This window comes from Actinomadura miaoliensis, assembly GCF_039536785.1.
GTDB classification, from domain to species: Bacteria; Actinomycetota; Actinomycetes; order Streptosporangiales; family Streptosporangiaceae; genus Spirillospora; species Spirillospora miaoliensis.
This window is the reverse complement of the sequence record NZ_BAAAZG010000083.1, coordinates 1-16628: the sequence shown is the minus strand read 5'-3', so window position 1 is coordinate 16628 and position 16628 is coordinate 1. Positions and strand designations below refer to the sequence as shown.

Annotated in this window: 16 protein-coding genes; 5 read left to right on the top strand and 11 right to left on the bottom strand. The window is 74.7% G+C overall.

Annotated features, from left to right (window positions below; genetic code table 11):
* On the top strand, nt 1-2029 hold a 2029-nt coding region (locus tag ABD811_RS42275; RefSeq protein WP_344959144.1), incomplete at its 5' end, for an SbcC/MukB-like Walker B domain-containing protein.
* Between the two features lie 9 nt (nt 2030-2038).
* Here ABD811_RS42275 and ABD811_RS42270 read toward each other — a convergent pair.
* The 5 genes from ABD811_RS42270 to ABD811_RS42250 form a co-directional block, all read right to left on the bottom strand.
* On the bottom strand, nt 2039-2833 hold the full coding sequence (locus tag ABD811_RS42270; RefSeq protein WP_344959142.1) for an SAM-dependent methyltransferase: 795 nt from the start codon (nt 2831-2833) through the stop codon (nt 2039-2041).
* 145 nt (nt 2834-2978) lie between these two features.
* Nucleotides 2979-3299: a GroES family chaperonin gene (locus ABD811_RS42265; protein ID WP_344959140.1), complete on the bottom strand. Its 321-nt coding sequence runs from the start codon at nt 3297-3299 to the stop codon at nt 2979-2981.
* Between the two features lie 9 nt (nt 3300-3308).
* Nucleotides 3309-4232 carry an NAD-dependent epimerase/dehydratase family protein gene (locus ABD811_RS42260; RefSeq protein WP_344959138.1) on the bottom strand — a complete coding sequence of 308 codons (924 nt, stop codon included), beginning with the start codon at nt 4230-4232 and terminating at the stop codon, nt 3309-3311.
* 91 nt (nt 4233-4323) lie between these two features.
* Nucleotides 4324-5091: an SDR family NAD(P)-dependent oxidoreductase gene (locus ABD811_RS42255; protein ID WP_344959136.1), complete on the bottom strand. Its 768-nt coding sequence runs from the start codon at nt 5089-5091 to the stop codon at nt 4324-4326.
* Nucleotides 5092-5109: 18 nt separating this feature from the next.
* Nucleotides 5110-6600, bottom strand: a complete 1491-nt coding sequence (locus tag ABD811_RS42250) for a flavin-containing monooxygenase (RefSeq protein ID WP_344959134.1) — start codon at nt 6598-6600, stop codon at nt 5110-5112.
* A gap of 107 nt (nt 6601-6707) precedes the next feature.
* On the opposite strand from ABD811_RS42250, the gene ABD811_RS42245 reads away from it, so the two are divergent.
* Nucleotides 6708-8585: a DUF4132 domain-containing protein gene (locus ABD811_RS42245; RefSeq protein WP_344959132.1), complete on the top strand. Its 1878-nt coding sequence runs from the start codon at nt 6708-6710 to the stop codon at nt 8583-8585.
* Between the two features lie 2 nt (nt 8586-8587).
* Nucleotides 8588-8980 carry a hypothetical protein gene (locus tag ABD811_RS42240; protein ID WP_344959130.1) on the top strand — a complete coding sequence of 131 codons (393 nt, stop codon included), beginning with the start codon at nt 8588-8590 and terminating at the stop codon, nt 8978-8980.
* Nucleotides 8981-9016: 36 nt separating this feature from the next.
* On the opposite strand, the gene ABD811_RS42235 is transcribed toward ABD811_RS42240, so the two are convergent.
* Nucleotides 9017-9709, bottom strand: a complete 693-nt coding sequence (locus ABD811_RS42235) for a helix-turn-helix transcriptional regulator (RefSeq protein WP_344959128.1) — start codon at nt 9707-9709, stop codon at nt 9017-9019.
* Between the two features lie 75 nt (nt 9710-9784).
* Here ABD811_RS42235 and ABD811_RS42230 point away from each other — a divergent pair, with 75 nt between their 5' ends.
* Nucleotides 9785-10666, top strand: coding sequence for an oxidoreductase (locus ABD811_RS42230; RefSeq protein WP_344959126.1), 882 nt, complete (start codon nt 9785-9787; stop codon nt 10664-10666).
* Nucleotides 10667-10755: 89 nt separating this feature from the next.
* On the opposite strand, the gene ABD811_RS42225 is transcribed toward ABD811_RS42230, so the two are convergent.
* Together ABD811_RS42225 and ABD811_RS42220 are read right to left on the bottom strand one after the other, a co-directional pair.
* Complete coding sequence (locus tag ABD811_RS42225; RefSeq protein ID WP_344959124.1) at nt 10756-11481, bottom strand: maleylpyruvate isomerase family mycothiol-dependent enzyme; 726 nt, start codon at nt 11479-11481, stop codon at nt 10756-10758.
* Between the two features lie 106 nt (nt 11482-11587).
* A complete protein-coding gene (locus tag ABD811_RS42220) occupies nt 11588-12583 on the bottom strand; it encodes a diacylglycerol/lipid kinase family protein (protein ID WP_344959122.1) in 996 nt (331 codons plus the stop codon).
* A 154-nt stretch (nt 12584-12737) separates the two neighbouring features.
* Between ABD811_RS42220 and ABD811_RS42215 the strand changes: the two genes are divergently transcribed.
* Entirely contained in the window at nt 12738-13724 is a 987-nt protein-coding gene (locus ABD811_RS42215; protein ID WP_344959146.1) for an alpha/beta hydrolase, read from the top strand.
* Nucleotides 13725-13787: 63 nt separating this feature from the next.
* Here ABD811_RS42215 and ABD811_RS42210 read toward each other — a convergent pair whose 3' ends face one another.
* The 3 genes from ABD811_RS42210 to ABD811_RS42200 all read right to left on the bottom strand — a co-directional run bounded on the left by ABD811_RS42210 (nt 13788) and on the right by ABD811_RS42200 (nt 16550).
* Nucleotides 13788-14876, bottom strand: coding sequence for a cation diffusion facilitator family transporter (locus ABD811_RS42210; protein ID WP_344959120.1), 1089 nt, complete (start codon nt 14874-14876; stop codon nt 13788-13790).
* A complete protein-coding gene (locus tag ABD811_RS42205; protein WP_344959118.1) occupies nt 14873-15265 on the bottom strand; it encodes an ArsR/SmtB family transcription factor in 393 nt (130 codons plus the stop codon). The genes ABD811_RS42210 and ABD811_RS42205 overlap by 4 nt, the downstream gene beginning before the upstream one ends.
* A gap of 106 nt (nt 15266-15371) precedes the next feature.
* A complete protein-coding gene (locus ABD811_RS42200; protein WP_344959116.1) occupies nt 15372-16550 on the bottom strand; it encodes a VWA domain-containing protein in 1179 nt (392 codons plus the stop codon).
* Between the last annotated feature and the right edge of the window lie 78 nt (nt 16551-16628).

The following is a 16628-nucleotide window of genomic DNA, read 5'->3' as shown; positions in this document are numbered from 1 at the left end:
CCGCGTGCTGCCGCTGATCCGCGAGGCCGCGGGCCGGCACCGGCAGGCCGAGCGGGCCCGCGCCCGCGCCGACGACGCGCTGGCCCGGGTCGGCGCGCTGGTGCCGCCGGGCGCCGCCGAGGACGTGCTCGTCAAGGCCGAACGCGACCGCCGCGACGAGATCGCCGCCCTGGACGGCAGGCGCGCCGACGCTCAGCGGCTGCGGGGCATCGGCGACGAACGCGCCGAGCTGGCGCGCGAGCTGCAACGGCTGGAGCAGGAGGAGGCGCGGCTCGCCGACGCCCTGGAGGCGCTGCCCGGCGTCGTCGACGAGCTGCGGGCGCGGCTGGACGACGCCCGCATCGCCGCCGCCGGGCGTCCCGGCGCCCAGGCCGCCGTGGACGAGGCCGCCCGCCGCGTGGAGGCCGCCGAACGGCGCGACCTGGTGACCGGGCAGCTCGCCGACGCGGAGAACGCGCACCGCGCCGCCGTCGACGCCGCGCAGGAGGCCCGCGACCGGCTCCAGGAGCTGCGGCAGGCCCGGCTGGACGGCATGGCCGCCGCGCTCGCCCACGACCTGCGGCCGGGGGAGCCGTGCCGGGTGTGCGGGGCGCGCGAGCATCCCGAGCCCGCCGCGTCCCCCGGCCCGGTCCCCGGCGAGGACGACGAGGAACGCGCCCAGGCGGCCTACGAGCACGCCCAGCGGCGGCGTGAGACGGCCGCCGTGAAGGTCGAGTCGCTGCGCGCCGAGCTGGACGCCAAGCTGGAGGTCGCCGGTGAGACGCCCGTCGCCGCGCTGGCCGCCGAGCTGGACGCGGCCGAACGCGCCCTGGCCGGGCTGACCGCCCGCGCCGCCGAGGCCGACCGCCTGGAGGCCGAGCTGCGCCGCCGCGAGCAGGACCTCGACCAGGCGCGCACCGGCCTCGACCAGGCCAGGAACGCCCTCACCGAGGGCCGTGCCCGCGATCGCGAACGGGCCGCCGAGCAGGCCCGCCTGCGCGCCGAGCTCGACGCCGCACGCGGCGAGGACGCCACCCTGGAAGCCCGTGTGGACCGGCTGCGGGGCGAGGCCGACGCGCTCGCCGACGCCGTCCAGGCGGCGCAGGACGCCGAACGCGCCGCCGCCGAGCTGGCGTCCGCCCGCACCGCCGCCGCGCGGGCGGCGGCCGACGCGGGCTTCGCCACCCCCGACGACGCGCTCGCCGCCGAACTCGACGACGCCCGCCGCCGCGCCCTCACCCAGCAGGGCCGCGAGTACGACGACCAGCTGGCCCGCGTCCGGGCGGTGCTCGACGACCCGGAGACGGCCGCCGCCGCGCAGGCCCCCGCCCCCGACCTGGCCGCGCTGCGGTCCGCGCTGGAGGCGGCCGACGCGGCCTACACCGAGGTGGCGTCCGCCGCCGACAACGCCCGGCGCCGCCGCGACCGCCTCGCCGAGCTGCGCGCCGAGCTGGCGTCCGCCGTCGCCGCCTGGCGTCCGGCCGCGCACCGCCACGCCGTCGCCGCGCGGATGGCGGGCCTGGCCTCCGGCAAGTCGCCCGACAACCGGCGCGCCATGTCGCTGTCGGCGTACGTGCTGGCCGCGCGGCTGGAGCAGGTCGTCGCCGCCGCCAACCAGCGGCTGGCGCGCATGTCGGCCGGCCGGTACACGCTCGTCCACACCGTCGACAAGGCCGCGGGCGACCGCAGCAAGAGCGGCGGCGGGCTCGGCCTGCGCGTCGTGGACGCCTGGACCGGCCAGGCCCGCGACCCGGTCACCCTGTCGGGCGGCGAGTCGTTCATCAGCTCGCTCGCGCTGGCGCTCGGCCTGGCCGACGTGGTCACCGCCGAGGCCGGCGGCACCGAGATCAACACGCTGTTCGTCGACGAGGGCTTCGGCACCCTTGACGAGGAGACCCTCGACGAGGTGATGGACGTCCTGGACGGCCTGCGCGACGGCGGACGCGCGGTCGGCATCGTCAGCCACGTCGCCGAGCTGCGCACCCGCATCCCCGCGCAGCTGCGCCTGCGCAAGCGGCGCGAGGGGTCGACGGCGACCGTCGCGGTCTGACCGGCGGCCTCAGGGTTTGCGGGCGACGCCCGCCAGCAGCCAGCCGGACGGCCGGTCGTAGGGCCGGTCGGGGCGCCACTCGGGAGCGGGCACCAGCCCCGGCTCCACCAGCTCCAGGCCGTCGAAGTAGGCGGCCAGGCAGCCCCGGGGGCGGAAGGCCAGGGGGATGCCGCTGTCGCGCATCAGGTCGGCGGACACGGCGCGTTCGTGGTCGGTCATCGTCTCGTCGGTGAAGTCGCTCAGCGCCAGGTGGCTGCCGGGCGCCATAGCGGCGCGGAACGCGGCGACGGAGGAGTGCGCCCGCTCGGGGTCGGCGAAGTGCGACAGCACGCAGAACATCAGCACGCCGACCGGACGGGTGAAGTCGATCAGCGCGGTGACCTCGGGATGCGCCAGGATCGCGGCGGGGTCGCGGGCGTCGGCGCACACCGCCGTCGCCGTCGGCACCGCGTGCAGCAGCGCCTGGTAGTGCACCACCGCCACCGGATCATGGTCGACGTACACGACGGCGGCGCCGGGGTCGACGCCGTGGACGACCTCGTGCACGTTGCCCTTGCCGGGCAGGCCGCACCCGACGTCGAGGAACTGCCGGACGCCCGCGTCCAGCAGGAACCGCACGGCGCGCCGCATGAACTTGCGGTTCTCCCGGGGCAGCAGCCGCGCGGCGGGCAGCGCCTCGAACGCCTTGAGGGCGGTCTGCCGGTCGGGACTGTAGTTGTCCTTGCCGCCCAGCGAGAAGTCGTAGATCCGTGAGCTCGCGGGCGCGCCGAAGCGCGCGCCCGACTGTGTTCCGCGCTCTGTCATCCCGCCGCCGTTCCCTGCGCCGCCGACCCTCCAGAACCCTGGAGAAGACACATTCTGACATCTCTGAGCGACGCCGTCATGACAGTCCGAAAGGTGGCGAGACGTGACGAACCGGCGACGCGGCCGGCTCGGCGGGGCGGGTCCGTCAGAGGTAGAGGCCGGTGCCGTGCTCGGGACGCTCGCTGGCGATCGCGTGCAGGTCCCGCTCGCGCATGACCAGGTAGTTCTCGCCCTGGATCTCCACCTCGTACTGGTCGTCGGGGTGGAACAGCACCCGGTCGCCGACCTTGACCGTGCGCACGTGATGGCCGACGCCGCAGACCTGGCCCCACGCGAGCCGGTTGGACTGCTCCACGGTGGCCGGGATGACGATGCCGCCGGTGCTGCGCCGCTCCCCGGGCTCCTTCTCGACCTTGATCATGACACGGTCGTGAAGCATCTGGACTTCGAACTTCGGCTCGGACACGCTGGGAGTTTATCCCCCCGCGCGGGTACGGGCGGCCCACGCGTCGGCGATGATCCGCGGCAGCTCCGACCGCCGCGGCCGCCAGCCGAGGTCGTGGCGGACGGCGGTGGCGTCGGAGATCAGCATCGGCGGCTCGGGCCGCGGCGGGCGGCGCACCGTCGGCACGCGGCGGCCGGTGACCTTCTCCACGGCCGCCACCACGTCGCGGACCGACACCGCCGCGCCGCTGCCGACGTTGTAGACGCGGTCCTCGCCGGGCCGGGCGGCGGCCAGGGCGCGCACGTGCGCGTCGGCGAGATCGTCCACGTGCACGTACTCGCGGACGGCGGCGCCGTCACCGTTGATCTCCAGGTGAGGCGCCTCCCCGGCCGCCACGGCCAGCGCCCTGGGGATCAGCCGGGTCGGGTCGGGGTCGCCGCGCCCGTCCACCGACCCCGCGACGTTGAACGTGCGCAGCACCACCGCGCCGATCGCACCGGTGCGGGCGTGGAAGCGCACCGCCTGCTCGGCGGCCAGCTTGGACGCGCCGTACGGGCTGGTGGGGGCGGGAGTCTGGTCCTCGTGGATCGGCTGCCACTCGGGCGTGCCGTAGACGGCGGCCGTCGACCCGTACACCACGCGGGTGCCGGGGGCCAGCAGGTCCAGCAGGTTCACGGTGCCCTGCACGTTGACCGCGAAGAACCGCAGCGGCTCCTCGAACGACTCGCGGACCCGCGTCAGCGCGGCCAGGTGGCACACCGCGTCGTACGGCGCGCGCAGCACGGCCCGCAGCGCGGGCGGGTCGAGCAGGTCGCCGACCAGGGGCCGCACGCCCGGCGGCAGGTCCTGGCCGGCGTCGCGGACGAGCCCGTCCACCGTGTGCCCGGCCGCCACCAGGCGCCGTCCCACCGCGTATCCGACGTATCCGGCCGCCCCCGTCACCAAGACCCGCATGTTCCCCAGGATCCACGCCGCCGGGGAACCCCCGCAACGCCGATGGCGCCGGCGCGGTGTTGATCACTCGGCTCGGGGCCCTCGGGACGGCTCAGTCGTAGCGGCGGCCCACGCGCGACGACACCCGGCCGACGAGCGACGACGGCACCAGGCGGCTGAGCCCGACGACCGCCTTGTACTGGACGCCCGGCACGCTGACGCGCACGCCGCGGCGCAGGTCGCGCAGCGCCGTGTCGACGACCATGTCCTTGTCCAGCCACAGCGCCTCGGGGATGCCGGAGACGTCCATCCCGGCCCGCTCGTGGAACTCGGTGCGCACGAACCCCGGGCACAGCGCCATGACGCGCACGTCGTGGCCGCCGCGCGCCGCGATGTCCTCGGCGACGCCCTTGCTGAAGCTCACCACCCACGCCTTGGACGCGCCGTAGGTGCCGCGCACCAGGAACGCCGCCGTGGACGAGACGTTGACGACCCCGCCGCGGCCGCGCTCCAGCATGCCGGGCAGGGCCGCGTGGGTCAGCCGCAGCACCGCCTCGCAGTGCACCCGCAGCATCCGCAGCTCGTTGTCCAGCGGGACGTCCAGGAACCGGCCGCCGTGACCGAACCCGGCGTTGTTGACCAGCAGGTCCACGCCGTCGCGGACGCGCCGCTCGGCCGCGGCCAGCCCCTCGTCGGCGGCCAGGTCGGCGGCGAGCACCTCGGCCCGGACCGCGTAGACGTCGCCGAGCTCGCGCGCCGCGCGGTCGAGCCGTTCGGCGTCGCGGGCCAGCAGGACCAGGTCGAATCCGTCGGACGCCAGCCGGCGGGCGAAGGCGGAACCGATCCCCGCGGTGGCGCCGGTGATGAGAGCAGTCGGCATACCCCCGACCCTATGGCGTCACCTGGGGCCGGACCGGGCCGGGGCGACGGGCCGGGCGCGTCCCGCCCGGAAGTGCCGCGGGTCGGGGCGGCGCGTGGCGCGCCGGTAGGCGAAGGTGAACCCCGGCCAGTTGTTGACGACCCTGCCGTCGGCGGTCATGTACCAGCTGGCGCAGCCGGCCTCCCACACGGTGGAGCGCATCCGCTCGCGCATCCGGCGGTCGAAGGCGTCCTGCACGTCGGGGCGCACGTCGATCCAGGCCAGGCCGGTCTCGCGCAGCGCCCGCACGCAGCCCAGCACGTACCGGAACTGCGACTCCAGCATGTAGATGATCGAGTTGTGGCCGAGGTTGGTGTACGGGCCGTACAGCAGGAACAGGTTGGGGAAGCCGCTGACGGTGATGCCCAGGTGGGCGCGGGCGCCGTCGCGCCACGCCGCGTCCAGGGTCAGGCCGTCCCGCCCCACGATCGTCATCGGCGCCAGGAAGCCGCTGGTGTGGAACCCGGTGGCGTAGACGATCACGTCGACGTCGTAGGCGGCGCGGCCGGTCTCCACGCCCGACGGGGTGATCCGCGTGATCGGGTCGGTGACCAGCTCGACGTCGGGGCGGACGAGCGCGGGATAGTAGTCGCCGGACAGCAGGATGCGCTTGCAGCCCATCGGGTAGTCGGGGACCAGCCGGGCGCGCAGCCGCGGGTCGGGGATCTGCGTGCGCAGGGTGCGCCGGAACCGCCGCGACATCAGCTTCATCAGCCCGGGGTACTTCACGAAGCCCAGCGCCCGCGACTCGTACGACGCGTAGATCCGGGCGCGGCTGAGGTCGTGCAGCGCAGGGACGGCGGCCAGCAGCGCCTTCTCCCAGGCCCGGTACTCCCGGTCCGGCTTGTCGATCACGTAGGGGGCGGACCGCTGGAAGACCGTCAGCCGGCCGGCCCGCGGGGCGATCTCCGGCACGATCTGGATCGCGCTGGCGCCGGTGCCGATCACCGCGACCCGCCGGCCGGTCAGGTCGGCGCCGTGGTCCCAGCGGGCGGAGTGGAAGCTCGTCCCGGCGAAGGAGTCGCGGCCCTCGATCGCCGGCAGCGCGGGCCGGTTGAGCTGGCCGCACGCGCTGACCAGCACCCGCGCCGCCAGCTCGCCGCCGCCGGCGGTCGACACCCGCCACACGGCGGCCTCCTCGTCGAACCGCGCCTCGGTCACCTCGGTGCCGAACCTGACGCGCGGCAGCACGCCGTGCTTGCGCGCCACGTCCCACAGGTAGGCGAGGATCTCGTCCTGCGGAGGGAAGCGGCGGCTCCAGTCGGTCTTGCGCGCGAACGAGAACGAGTACAGGTGCGAGGGGACGTCGCACGCCGCGCCCGGATAGGTGTTGTCCCGCCAGGTGCCGCCCAGCCCGGCGGCCTTCTCCAGGACCACCACGTCGCGCACCCCGGCCGCCAGCAGCCGGGCCGCCATGCCGATCCCGCCGAACCCGCTTCCAATGATCACGACGTCGTGCGGTGCGTCCATCTCGCCGTCCGGGGTGTCGCTGCGCTGTCCGTGCCCCGAGGGTAATGACCCATCGGTCATCTGAACAGGCCCACAAAGTGTCACCGCCGCCTGCCAAGATCGACCGCATGCCGAACGAGGACGCCTCCCCGGCGGGCGCGCTCGCGCTCGCCGACGTCGGGGCGGTCGACGCCCACATGGTCCTGATGCAGGCCGTCCGCCCCACCAAGACGTGGCGCCGCCGCACGCTGGAGCTGCTGGAGGAACCGGGCGTCCGCGAGCACGTGCTGGCCACCGTCCGCGGATACGCCCGGGGCGACCGCGCGGTCGCACCCCAGTGGGGGCCGCCCGACCTCCTGGAACTGGTCGTCGACGACGCCGCACGCGGCTACGTCTGGGCCGCGGCCCTGACCGGCGACCCGTCGGCGTTCACCGAGCTGGTCACGATCTTCCGGCACACGTCCTGGCTCAGCCGCGAGTACTTCGGCAACGAGCCGCTCGCCAACGCCACCGTCAACGCGCTCGGCGTCTGCGACCACCCCGAGGTCATGACCACCCTGCGCGCCCTCGGCCGGGAGGTCGGCTATCCGGGCGGCCGCAAGCAGGTCGAGAACGCCGTGCGGGCGGCCGCCGAACGGCAGGGCCTGTCGCCCCGGCAGCTCACCGAACGCGCCGTGCCCGGCCACGGGTTCGGCAGGGACGGTTCCACGGCCTGGGAACTCGGCGGCTACCAGGGCGTCGTCGCCATCGAGGATCCCCGCACCGTGCGCCTGACGTTCACCGACGACGGCGGGCGGCTGCTGCGCACCGTCCCGGCCGCGCTCAAGGAGCCGTTCGCCGACGAGATCAGGCAGATGAAGGACCTGGCCAAGCAGGTGCGCGGCACCCTGGCGGCCGAACGCGCCCGCATCGAGGCCCTCATGGCGGCCGAGGCGACCTGGACGTACGGGGAGTGGTGCCGGTACTACCGCGACCACCCGATCACCGGCGTGGTCACGTGCGGTCTGATCTGGGAGTTCGAACGCCCCGAGGGCACCTGGGCGGCCGCCACGCCCGCCGGTTTCACGCTGGTCACGGACGACGGGGACGTGCTGCCCGAACCGGGCGAGGCGGCCCGGGTGCGGCTGTGGCATCCGCTGCGCGCCCCCGTCGCGCAGGTGCGGGCCTGGCGGACGTTCGTCACCGACAACCAGATGGTCCAGCCTTTCAAGCAGGCGTTCCGCGAGATCTACCGGCTCACCCCGGCGGAGGAGGAGACGGGCGTCTACTCCAACCGCTTCGCCGCCCACATCGTGCGCTACCGCCAGCTCTACGCGCTGTTCAAGCAGCGCGGCTGGACGGCGAACTACCTCGGCCCCTACGACGACGGTTGCACCGGGCAGGCCAAAGGGGTTCTGGCCGAAGGCGAGTGGCGCGCCCGCTTCTTCCACGAGGCGGTCGAGATGCAGGGCTACGAGCCGCCCGACTACGCGTCCACCGACCAGGTCCGCTTCGACCGGCGCGCCGGGCGCGGCTGGCGCGAGGTGCCGCTGGCCGAGGTGCCGCCGGTGGTGTTCAGCGAGGCCATGCGGGACGTGGACCTGTTCGTCGGGGTGACCTCGGTGGCCGCCGACCCCGACTGGATCGACCGCGGGGAGGACCGCTTCGTCGACTACTGGCGGCGGGCGGGCTTCGGTGAGCTGTCGGCGAGCGCCGAGACGCGGCGGGACGCGCTGGCCCGGATCCTGCCCCGCACGAAGATCGCCGACCGGTGCGCGCTGGACGGGCGGTTCCTCGTCGTGCGCGGCGACCTGCGCACCTACAAGATCCACCTGGGCTCGGCGAACATTCTGATGGATCCCGGCGATCAATATCTGTGCATCGTCCCGGGACGGGCGCGCGGCGGCACGATCTTCCTGCCGTTCGAGGACGACCGGCTGGCGCTGATCCTGTCCAAGGCGTTCCTGCTGGCCGCCGACACCACGATCACCGACCCGTCGATCATGGAGCAGATCCGGAGGGGATGACCATGGCCGCCGTGACGTTCCGCGACGAGACCGCCACCGGAAGGGAGCTCGACGCGTTCTCCGTGGCCGGGCTGCCCGCGACGATGACCGTCCGGGAGCTGATCCGGCTGCGGGTGCGCGAGGAGGTGGCCCGGCACAACGCCCGGCCCGCCCGCCGCTTCAACGGGCTCGTGCGGCCCGACGACGCCGAGACCGAGCTGAACGGGTACCGGCTGCGGGAGGCGCGCCCCATCGACTGGGAGCGTCAGGCCGACATCGCCGAGCGGGCGTTCCTGTCCAACGGCTTCTTCGTGCTCGTCGGCGACCGGCAGGCCGAGGACCTCGACGAGATCGTCGACCTTGGCGGCGACCCCGACCTGGTGTTCATCAGGCTGGTGCCGCTCGTCGGCGGTTGACCGGCGCCGCCGGGCCCGGCTCCCGGATCGCGGAGCTCAGCCGGCGGGCCGGCGCGGGGGCGCGCCGAGCAGGCCCAGTTCGTGGGCGCGCAGGCCCGCCTGGAAGCGCGAGTCGGCGTCAAGCAGCGTCAGGATCTCCGCGACGCGGCGCCGGTAGGTCCGCAGCGACAGGCCGAGCTGCCGGGCCGCCGCCTCGTCCTTCAGACCGCCGCCGAGCAGCCGCAGGATCTGCCGGCTCTGCTCGCCCAGCGCCGGGGGCCGGGCGCGCCGGAACTCGGCCAGGTCGGCGGCCGCCTCCCAGGCCGCCTCGTACAGCGAACGCACCGAGCGCACCACGCCCGGCGAGCGCACCACCGTGTACTCCCGCACGCCCGCCACCGGCGCGCCGGCCAGCACCGCCACCTTCCGGTCGATGACGATCGTCTCCTGGGGGAGCGGGGCGGTGCTGATCCGCACCGTCGCGCCGCTGCGGGACAGCTCCACCAGATGCCGCTCGGAGTCCTCGTCGTCCAGGGCGGCGGGGGTGTACAGCTTGCGGACTTTCAGGCTGGGGGGACGCTGCCAGTGCCCCGCCATGATCTGCTCGCGGACGCCCGGCGTCGCCCACGTCCGCAGGTCGGTGGCGGCGCAGACGAACTCCTCGCGCGCGTGCCCGAACAGGTGCCCGGCGCGTTCGGCCAGCTCCAGCTCGCCGCGCAGGACGACATTGCGGTCCGTGTCGGGACTCATCACCGCACAGTGTACGGCGTGGCAGCTTGCTGCCAGCCGCTCGTTCGCGGCGGGGCCGCCAGGCAGGGTGAGGACATGACCGAAGAGATCTCCGCGGCCTCGGCCGGGCACTGGGAACTGGGCGGCGACCTGCGGGTCGCGCGCATGGGGTTCGGCGCGATGCGCCTGCCCGTCAGCACCCTGGGCGGCCCGCCGAACGACCGCGGCACCGCGCTGAAGATCCTGCGCCGGGCGGTGGAGCTCGGCGTCGACCACATCGACACCGCCGCGTTCTACTTCCAGGGCGACCTGGCCGCCAACGAGCTGATCCGCGCGGCCCTGCACCCGTACCCGGACGGCCTGGTGATCGCCACCAAGGTCGGCCCGTCCCGCGGCCCGGGCGACCTCGCCCCCACGGGGCAGATGCCCACCTCCGAGCTGCGCGCCGAGGTGGAGCGCAACCTGCGCGAGCTGGGCCGCGACCACCTCGACCTGGTGTACCTGCGTCCCGGCGGCCTGGAACCGCCCGGCGACGAGCCCATCGGGGAGCGCTTCGCCGTGCTGGCCGGGCTGCGCGAGGAGGGCCTGATCCGGCATCTGGGCGTCAGCCACGTGTCGGCCGCGCAGCTCGCCGAGGCCCGCGAGATCGCGCCGGTGGCGGCGGTGCAGAACCGGTTCGACGTGACGATGCCCGCCGACACCGAGCTGCTGGAGATCTGCGCGCGGGACGGGATCGCCTACGTGCCGTACTTCCCGCTCGGCGGGTTCGGGCTGCCCGAGGACGACCGCGTCGAGCGCGTCGCCCGGCGGCACGGCGCCACCACGGCGCAGGTGCTGCTGGCGGGGCTGCTGGCCCTGTCGCCCGCGATGCTCGCCATCCCGGGCACGTCCTCCCCGGCCCACTTGGAGGAGAACATCGCCGCCGCCGGGCTCCGCCTCACCGAGGACGACCTCGCCGCGCTCACCGGCACCGGCTGATCAGACGGGCGGGCGGGTCCGCCCGGCGGCGTCCCGGCCGGGCGGAGCCGGCGGCCCGAGGCGGGCGCCACCGCCCGGCCTGCGCCGCGTCAGGCCAGGCAGACCAGGGCCGTGCGCAGTTCCGGATCCAGCGGGTGATCGTCCGGCAGCCGGCCGACGGTGGCCTCGACGAAGTCGGCCGTCGACAGTTCGGCCTCCTTGGCGACCTTGCCGCCGGTTTCGCTGTCCAGCCGCACCCGGACGCCGCCGGGCACGTCCTCGACCCGGACCGGCGAGTCCTGCTCCGCCAGGACGAAACGGCCCACCCGGGCCCGCCACCGCGACCGCGCGGGCTCCTCGTCGTCCGCGACGGGCACGCCGACGTCGTCGGCGTGCGTGGCGTACTCCGAGGCGTAGTGGAAGGTCTGCAGGCCCACCGGGTACGGACCGGCCATGGTCGGCAGCATCGCGCCGGCGCCGCGTTCGCGCATGCGGCGCCGCGTGTCGCCGTTCTGGCGGCGCCATTCGGCCAGCACCCCCGCCACCGGCAGGCCGCGGCGGGTGTCCACGCACCACTGGTTGAACCCGCCCAGCCCCTCGACGCCCTCCTTGTCCAGGCGGTTGAACAGCACGTCCAGCTCGTCGTCCAGGCAGGCGTGGTTGTACAGCTCCTCCCCGGCCAGGTGCGCCAGGACGTCCCGCACCGACCATCCCTCGCATCTGGAGGGACGGTCCCAGTCGCCGGCGCCGATCTCGGCGAAGTACGCGTCCAGCCGCCGGGCTTCACGGTCGAGGAGGTCGAACGGATCAAGGCCGCTGAGCATGTCGGATTCCATGCGGCTATGCCTCCCCCTTTCGGCGCCCCGCCGAACCGGCGGGGACGCGCCGGTCCGCGGCGGACCCGGCCCGGGTGCCCGCCCGGATGCCCGCCCGGGTGCCGGCTCAGGTGTCGACGAAGGACTGCGGGACGATCACCCGCAGGGCGTTGCCGAGCAGCCGCACCGTGACCGGGGTCCGGCCGCGGATCTCGCCGTCCACGTCGACCTTCATCGGCGGGTCGGTGACGATGTGCACCTCGTCGGTGGTGAGGAAGGCGTCCTCGCGCAGCGACCGCCACGGGCCGGTGAGCTGGTGCCGCGCGGTCGCCGACGCCAGCCGCAGCCGCCGCTCGTCGCCCAGCCGGTACACCGCCAGCAGCCGGTCGTCGGGGCTGGCGTCGCGGGCGATGCGCTGGCCGCTGTGGTGGGCGCCGTTGGCCACGTTCAGCTGGTGCGTGCTCACCTCCTCGACGCGGTCGCCGGCGCGGACGGTGGCCCGGAACGCGGTGTGCCGGGGCAGCAGCCACGCCGCCGTCAGCGCGTACGCGGCGCGGCCGACGACCCGCTTGAGGCCGTGCGGGACCTTCTCGGCGACGTGCACCGACAGGCCCAGGCTGACCATGTTGGCGAAGATGTGGCGGCCGCCGTCCGGCTCGGGGCCCGAGCCGTCCGGCCGGGTGCCCTGCACCCAGCCCACGTCCACGTCGGCGACCTTGCCGTCGCGCAGCACCGCCACCGCGTCCGCCAGGTTCAGCGGCAGCTCCAGGCTGCGGGCGAAGTTGTTGGTGGTGCCCAGCGGCAGCACGCCCAGCGCGATGTCGCGGTGCGCCAGGTGGCTGACGGCCTCGGCGACCGTGCCGTCCCCGCCGCCGACCACCACCAGGTCCGGCTCCAGGGCCAGCACGTCGGTGAAGATCTCTCCCAGCCGCCCCGGGTCGGTGACCGGGAATTCCCGCACGAACTCGAGGCCCGCCGCGTCCAGCAGCTCCCGGGCGCGGTCGAGCAGGCGGCGGCCCCGCCGCGAGCGCGCGTTGACGACCAGCACGGCGCGTCCGCCGTCCCGGATCGCCGCCTGCAGCTGCGGCTTGCTGCGCAGCGCGCGTGGTCGTGTGCCGTCCATCCCGATCACCCTACCCGTCGTCCCCCGGCCGGCCGTCGCGCGTATTTTATTTCCCCATTACCCTGCGTTGAACGGCCGGTAGGCGGGGACAATTCCATAAAGCACGGCGAGAATTCGGCGGGGCGTGAAGATGTGGCGTCGCGGCTTGATCGGAATGGGCGTCCTCGCGGGGGTCACGGGGGTGCTGGCGTCGATCGCACCGGAGGGGCCCGCGCGGGTGCCCGGCCGCCGCCGCGCCCGGCCGGCCGCCACCGCCGACGACGGCGCCGCGGTGATCGGCGAACGTTCCCCGGGGCGGCGCACCCTCGACCTGACCGTCCGCTCTCCCGTCCTGGACCGTCCCGCGCACGCACGGCTCCTGCTGCCCAGGGGCTGGACGCGGGACGGCTCGCGCACCTGGCCGGTGCTGTGGCTGCTGCACGGCGCGTACGGCGAGGACGGCCACACGGCCTGGACCGCCCACACCGACGTCGAAGGGCTCACCGAGGATCTGGACGTCCTCGTGGTCATGCCGGACGGCGGCCCCGGCGCCCACTACACCGACTGGTGGAACCGCGGCGACGGCGGCCCGCCCAAGTGGGAGACGTTCCACCTCACGGAACTGCGGCAGATCCTTGAACGCGGCTATGGGGCCGGGGCGGCGCGCGCCGTCGCCGGAAACGCCATGGGCGGCACGGGCGCGCTGGCGTACGCGGCGCGCCACCGGGGGCTGTTCCAGGCGGCGGCGTCGTTCAGCGGCTTCGTCCACACCCTCCACCGGGACGACGGCGGCCTGGACGTGGCCGACCTGGTGGAGCTGGGCGTGGCCGTCGGCCGGCCCGGGGCCGCCTGGACGGACGTGTGGGGCGAACCCGGCGCCCAGCGGGTGGTGTGGCGTCAGCACAACCCCTACGACCTGGCCGACCGGCTCGCCGGTGTGCGGCTGTACGTCAGCGCGGGCGACGGCGGCGGGACGCGGGGCGGCGGCCGGGGCGACGTCCTGGAAACCCTCGCGCACACCCTGACCCGGGACTTCACCGGCAAGCTCAGGAAACTGGGCATACCGGTGTCGGCCCACTTCTACGAGGGCACGCACTCCTGGACGTACTGGGAACGGGAGCTGCACGCGGCCCTGCCCGTCCTCACCGCCGTGATCACCTGAGCGTCCGGCGCCGGATCGGCGGCCGGTCCGGTGGCCGGATCAATTGCCGGTCCGGTGGCCGGTTCAGTGGCCGCAGCGGGGGTCGGCGAGGTGGTCGTGCCGTTCACCCGAGCCGTTGACGTGCCGGGGGCCGTGCGGATCCTCGCAGTGGAAGTCGTCGGCGACGTGGTCGACCTCCAGCGTCGTGTGGGTGATCCCGTAGGAGGAGCGCAGGACGTCCTGCAGGTCGCGGCGCACCGCGTGGCAGTCGCCCCGCGGCTCCACCAGCACGTGCGCCGACAGCGCCGGGTATCCCGAGCTGACCTCCCACACGTGCAGGTCGTGCACCTCCTCCACGCAGGGGCGGCTCGCCAGCCGGGTGCCGATCTCGGTGGGGTCCACGCCCGCCGGGGCCGCCTCCATGAGCACCCGCCCGGCGTCGCGCAGCAGCCCGTACCCGGCCTTCAGCATCAGCGCGGCCACCACCAGCGAGGCGATCGCGTCGGCCCGGGTGAACCCGGCCACCCACACCACCAGTCCCGCGACCGCCGTGGACACGAACGCGAACAGGTCGTTCAGGATGTGCTGGAAGGCGCCCTCGACGTTGAGGCTGCGCCGGTCGGCCCGGCTGATCAGCCAGGTCGCGGCCAGGTTCACCGCGATTCCGGCCAGCGACGTCCAGAACACCAGGCTTCCGTCCACCTCGGGCGGCGCCACCAGCCGGTGGATCCCCTCGTAGACGAAGTAGGCCGCCAGCAGGATCAGCGTCAGGCCGTTCAGCTGCGCCGACAGGATCTCCGCCCGGCGCAGCCCGTAGGTGTAGCCGCCCTTGGGGGGACGCGCCGCGATCCGCATGGCGACCAGCGCCAGCGCGATGGCGAACGCGTCGGTCAGCATGTGCGCCGCGTCGGTGATCAGCGCCAGCGAGCGGGCGGCGAACCCGACGACCACCTCACCGGCCATGAACGCCAGCAGCAGGGCCAGCGCCGCCGAGAGCTGGCGCCGGTCGGCGTTCGCCGACACCGCGTGCCCGTGTCCATGCCCGTGCCCGTGTCCATGGCCGTGCCCGTGCCCGTGATCGGGGCCGTGCTCGCCGGCGTTCCCGCGTCCGGGCAGGAAGATCCACCGGCGGGCACGCCGCTTCCCGGTGGCGGTCTCCCGCTCCGCGTTCACGCCTCGTCCTCCTGGTGGCCGACATGGGCCAGGGCGAGGTCGAGCAGCATCCGGACGTGCGAGTCGGCCAGCCGGTAGTAGGCCATGCGCCCGGAGCGGCGGGCCCGCACCACCCCGCTGGCGCGCAGCAGCCGCAGGGCGTGGGAGACCCCGGACTCCGAATGCCCGCACGCGGCCGCGATGTCGCACACGCACATCTCGCCGCCCTCCAGCAGCGCCGTGATGATCCGCAGCCGCCCCGGATCCGCCAGCAGCCCGAACACGTGCGCCAGCTCGGTGATCTTGTCGTCGGCGGGCAGGGCCGCGGTGACCACGGCGACCTTCTCCGGGTCAACCACCCGTACCGCGCACCCGTCGGCGGCCGCACGGACATCTGAAGCGCTGCTCATATGAGCAAATATAGCCCACGGCCGAACGCCGGCCCGGGCGGGGCCTTCCGGCGGCCGTCCCCTCCGGTGTCGTCCCCGAGGACACGGGGACGACACCCGGGCCGGGTCAGGTGAGGTTGCGTTCGGACCATTCCTTGAGGTCGCGGCGTTGGACGGCGGCGGCCATCAGGTCGGGGAACAGGTCGGGCGTGCAGGCGAACGCGGGGACGCCCAGCGCGGCCAGGGCGGCGGCGTTCTCGCGGTCGTAGGCGGGGGCGCCCTCGTCCGACAGCGCCAGCAGCACGATCACCTGGACGCCCGCCGCGGTCAGCGCGGCGACCCGCTGCAGCATCTCGGCGCGGACACCGCCCTCGTACAGGTCGCTGATCAGCACCATGATCGTGTCGCGGGGCCGGGTGACCAGGCCCTGGCAGTACGCCAGCGCGCGGTTGATGTCGGTGCCGCCGCCGAGCTGGGTGCCGAACAGCAGCTCCACCGGGTCGTGCAGCTGGTCGGTCAGGTCCACCACGGCGGTGTCGAACACCACCAGCGACGTGCGCAGCGAGCGCATCGACGCCAGCACCGCGCCGAACACCCCCGCGTACACCACCGACGCCGCCATCGAGCCGCTCTGGTCCACGCACAGCACGACGTCCCGTTTGACCGCCTGGTCGCGGCGCCCGTAGCCGATCAGGCGCTCGGGCACGACCGTGCCGTGTTCGGGCAGGTAGTGGCGCAGGTTGGCGCGGATGGTGCGGTGCCAGTCGATGTCGGCCGGACGGCGCGGCCGCAGCGTCCGGGACGCGCGGTCCAGCGCGCCGGAGACCGCCGAGCGGGTGCGCTGGGCCAGCCGCCGCTCCAGATCCTCCACGACCGTGCGGACGACGGCGCGGGCCGACTCGCGGGCCCGTTCCGGCATGACCTTGTTGAGCGACAGCAGCGTGCCGACCAGGTGCACGTCGGGTTCGACGGCGTCCAGCATCTCCGGTTCGAGCAGCAGCCGGGTCAGGTTGAGGCGCTCGATGGCGTCCTTCTGCATCACCTGCACGACGCTGGACGGGAAGTAGGCGCGGATGTCGCCCAGCCAGCGCGCCACGGTCGGCGCCGAGTCGCCCAGGCCGGCGCCGCGGCGGCCCGACCGGGGCCTGCCGTCGCCCTGGTCGCCGCCGTACAGCTTTTCCAGCGCCGCGTCCATGCGCGCCTCGGAGCCCTTGAGCGTGACGCCGGTGCCGTCGGCGGACTCGCCGCCCAGCACCAGCCGCCAGCGCTTGAGCCGCTCGTCGTCAGGGGTGGGCACGTCGTTCACGCGGGGGCCTCCCAGCCGAGGATGCGCAGGGCCGTCGCGGTGGCGGCGGCGGCGCGGGCGGCGTCGATGTCGACCGTG